Source organism: Intrasporangium chromatireducens Q5-1, assembly GCF_000576575.1.
Classification (GTDB): Bacteria; Actinomycetota; Actinomycetes; order Actinomycetales; family Dermatophilaceae; genus Intrasporangium_A; species Intrasporangium_A chromatireducens.
Map to the genome: position 1 here is coordinate 1 of NZ_AWQS01000360.1, position 2,857 is coordinate 2,857.

The following is a 2,857-nucleotide window of genomic DNA, read 5'->3' on the forward strand; positions in this document are numbered from 1 at the left end:
CGATCACGGCACCCGGCAGAACCAACGCTCCGTGCGGCGGGTGTCGATCTTCCCGCCCGACCGACTACGGACCCTGCCCTTTGGCACCGCCGTCACCCTGCTGCGCGCCGCACCACCCATCGTCACCGACCTGACCCCGTGGCCAGCCCGGCCCGACGCCGCCCAGCTGAAAACGAACCGCGGCGAGATCGAGGAACTGCTGCGCCGCCCCAACCACTCGGCGTAATGCGCAGGACGGCGGGCGTGCACCTGCCTGGCACAGCGGCCCCGTGACGAGGGGCTGCCCGAGCGCAGGAGCCAGCCATGTCCATGCACACTCAGACCTCGGCATCGGGGTTCATCGCCTCCGACCCGCAGCTGAGCCACACCTCCAAGGGTGATGCTCGGTTTTACGCCCGGTTCGGGCAGGAGCACTACCGTCGCGAGGCCGATGGGTCGTACACCCAGCTGGAGACGACCTACCACAACATGGTGATGTTCGGCCGGTCGGCGCAGCACGCGCACGAGCGGTTTGCCAAGGGCGACAAGTTCATCGCCGAGGGCTACACCCGCACTCCCGAGTACGAGCGCGACGGGGAGATGGTCGCCGGGGAAGAAGAGTTCATCGCCAAGCGGATCGGCCACGACGCGGCACGCACCCGCTACGAGGTCGACCGCACCCCGCGCCGTAACGCCGCAGAACGTCAGGCCGTCGAGCGTCAAGCGCCTGCCTTCGAGCCGCCCGAACGTCAGCAGGCCCGTTCCGCGCCGGCCATGGGCATGTGAGACGGGAGCCAGCATCATGACTGATCAGACCCCTATGGTTCCCGGTCCCAGCGAGTCTGAGCCGGAGGACTTTCCCGACGACATCGACCTGGACGACGACTACGACACCGAGGACGAGGGTGAGGAGGATGCCGGCCCGCCTGGACCGGTGAACTGGTACCTGCTGCGCGCCGACGTGCTCGAAAAGGAGTGGTACGCCCTGAACCGGTGGGTGGAGAGGCTGCGCCGCACCTACGGGCTGCCCGCCAGCGTGATCCCGCCGTTCTGGCACCGCCACGACGAACTCGTTTGGGAACTGTCAGCTCTCCATCTGCACTGGCTGTGCGCCTACCACCCCGAACAAGACGGGTCCGCCCCGTTCGGGTGGCACCGCGACTTCGCCGACGCCCGCGCCCGGCTGCGCGAATGGGTCGCTGCCTCCGGCACCCGCCTGGACCGCGACCGGCCCACTCGGCAGACCGCCTGGCCCGGCGAGGAACCGCCCGAGCCGGTCGAGGACGTGTTCGTCGCCGACCGCGACCGCGACTTCGTGGACTACGTCGCTGCACAGGTCGCCGAGCGCCGCGCCGCCGAGGACGCCTTCTACGCCGGCGCCGACGTAGATCCCGACACCGGGGAGGTGTTGGGCTGATGGGCACGTATGTGAAAAGGACGAACCGGCGCCGCTACGAGGACCGCAAGTTCTCGGTCCGGCCGGTGCATCGCGATGCCCCCGACCTGCACAAGCTCTGCGAAGTGCTGATCCGCCTGACCTTGCAGGAGAGCGGACAGTCCCGCATCGACCGTCGCGCCGCCGAACCCCCGGACACCTACCGCCCGGCAACCGTGGCCACGCCCGCAGGCGACGACGTTCCTCGCCCGGTCGAGGGCGCAACGGTAGAATGAAGCCGACAAGCCTCGCGTCGAGCGTGGCGTGTTGTGGTCCTAAACCCCACCCCGGGATCGGGGCGGGCAAGCGATACGTGGTCGACCTGTCGGCCTAGTCCTACGGACCCCACAGCGGGGTTCCTCTCACGATCAGCACCCATCAGACGGTCATCCGTCTGGGCGCGAGGTCCGATCCATCGTGAGAGAAGGACCCATGAACGCCACATCCCTGCGCATCGACCCGGTGCGCAGTCTCGTTGACCCACCCGCCAGCGGCGCCCTAGCCGTGTCCTACCTGCGCGTCTCCACCCGCGAGCAGGCCGAACGCGGAGGAGCCGACGAGGGATTCTCCATCCCTGCCCAACGCGAGGCGAACAACCGCAAGGCCGAACAGCTCGGTGCGGTCGTCGTTGAGGAGTTCGTCGACGCCGGAGCGTCTGCGAAGTCCGCCGACCGGCCCGAGCTGATGCGGATGATCCAATACGTCAAGGCCAACAAGGTCGCCTACTGCATCGTGCACAAAGTCGACCGGCTCGCCCGCAACCGCAGCGATGACGTCGCGATCCACCTCGCCCTCCAACAGGCCGGGGTCATGCTCGTCTCCGCCACCGAGAACATCGACCAGACCCCCTCGGGGATGCTGCTGCACGGCATCATGTCCTCCATCGCGGAGTTCTACTCCCGCAATCTCGCCACCGAGGTCACCAAAGGCATGACCCAGAAGGCCGCCGGCGGCGGCACGATCGGCAAGGCCCCGATCGGCTACCTCAACGTCCGCACCACCGACGAACTCGGCCGCGAAGCACGCACCGTCGAACTCGACCCCGAACGCGCCCCCATGATCCAGTGGGCATTCAAGGCCTACGCCTCAGGGAACTGGACCGTCAGCCAGCTCCACGACGAGCTCACCTCCCGCGGGCTGACCAGCGTGCCCACCCCGAAACGGCCCGGCAAGCCGCTCGCGGTGTCCTCGGTGCACCGGATGCTGATCAACCCCTATTACAAGGGCGATGTGATCTACCGCGGCACCCGCTACCAGGGCAGCCACGAACCCCTCGTGCCGCCCGAGGTCTGGTACCAGGTGCAGTCCGTGCTCACCTCCCACAAGAGCGCCGCCGAAGCCACCCAGCTCCACGACCACTACCTCAAAGGCACCGTGTTCTGCGGCGCCTGCGGCTCCCGGCTGATGGTCTCGAACGCGAAGAACCGCCACGGCAACGTCTAC

The 2,857-nt window shown here is 68.0% G+C and carries 4 protein-coding genes and 1 pseudogene; all 5 read left to right on the forward strand.

What is annotated here, in order from left to right; all coding sequences use genetic code 11:
* A pseudogene (locus N864_RS20950) lies at positions 1-226 on the forward strand (type VI secretion protein); the annotation flags it as partial.
* Between the two features lie 77 nt (positions 227-303).
* Complete coding sequence (locus N864_RS20955; protein WP_034721960.1) at positions 304-765, forward strand: single-stranded DNA-binding protein; 462 nt, start codon at positions 304-306, stop codon at positions 763-765.
* Positions 766-781: 16 nt separating this feature from the next.
* A complete protein-coding gene (locus N864_RS20960) occupies positions 782-1,396 on the forward strand; it encodes a hypothetical protein (RefSeq protein ID WP_081794102.1) in 615 nt (204 codons plus the stop codon).
* Positions 1,396-1,650 carry a hypothetical protein gene (locus N864_RS20965; protein ID WP_228389097.1) on the forward strand — a complete coding sequence of 85 codons (255 nt, stop codon included), beginning with the start codon at positions 1,396-1,398 and terminating at the stop codon, positions 1,648-1,650. Before N864_RS20960 ends, N864_RS20965 begins: the two co-directional genes overlap by 1 nt.
* A 196-nt stretch (positions 1,651-1,846) precedes the next feature.
* Positions 1,847-2,857: recombinase family protein (locus N864_RS20970; RefSeq protein WP_034721964.1), on the forward strand; the 1,011-nt coding region annotated here is incomplete at its 3' end.